The organism is Methylobacterium sp. W2, assembly GCF_020662345.1.
GTDB lineage: Bacteria > Pseudomonadota > Alphaproteobacteria > Rhizobiales > Beijerinckiaceae > Methylobacterium.
In genome coordinates this window covers 1-465 of record NZ_VMOA01000102.1, presented here as the reverse complement: position 1 = coordinate 465, position 465 = coordinate 1, and the positions used below count along the sequence as shown (strand labels likewise).

General features: G+C 57.0%; 1 protein-coding gene. It reads right to left on the bottom strand.

Features of this window, described 5'->3' with window-relative positions; all coding sequences use genetic code 11:
• A partial coding sequence (locus tag FPV16_RS25905; protein ID WP_227441372.1) for a hypothetical protein occupies window positions 1–444 on the bottom strand: 444 nt, incomplete at its 3' end.
• Between the last annotated feature and the right edge of the window lie 21 nt (window positions 445–465).

Sequence of the window (465 nt, the reverse complement as noted above, 5' to 3'; positions counted from 1 at the left end):
GCGCAAGATGAGCTCCAATTCGCGCACCGTTCTCTTGCCTTCGATAACTGCCGTCAGATGACGATCAGCGCCTTCCTCCCCGACACGGTCGAAGATCAACTTGAGGCAGTAGGCCGCCTGCAACCCCACACGATCAGCACTTTCTGCCATGCGCTCTAGAATGGCTCTCGGCAGTGCGTTCAGCGAAAGAACCTTGCTGACGTATGCCTTGTCTTTGGTGACCTTCTCAGCCAGCGAATTTTGATCCGCGACCACCTGTTGCTCGATCAATTGCTGCCACGCAATCGCGTCATCGAAGATTGACTGCCGCTCGTGGTCGTTGTTCGCTCGGTAAGCCGTGGTGTAGAGGTCGATGGGCAGTACGTCATGACGTTCTTCGGCATCGATGTGCGTCTCGCCCAGCGATCTCTTCGCACGCAGCCGACGCTCGCCGTCGATGATCACATACTTGCCAGGGAACTGAGG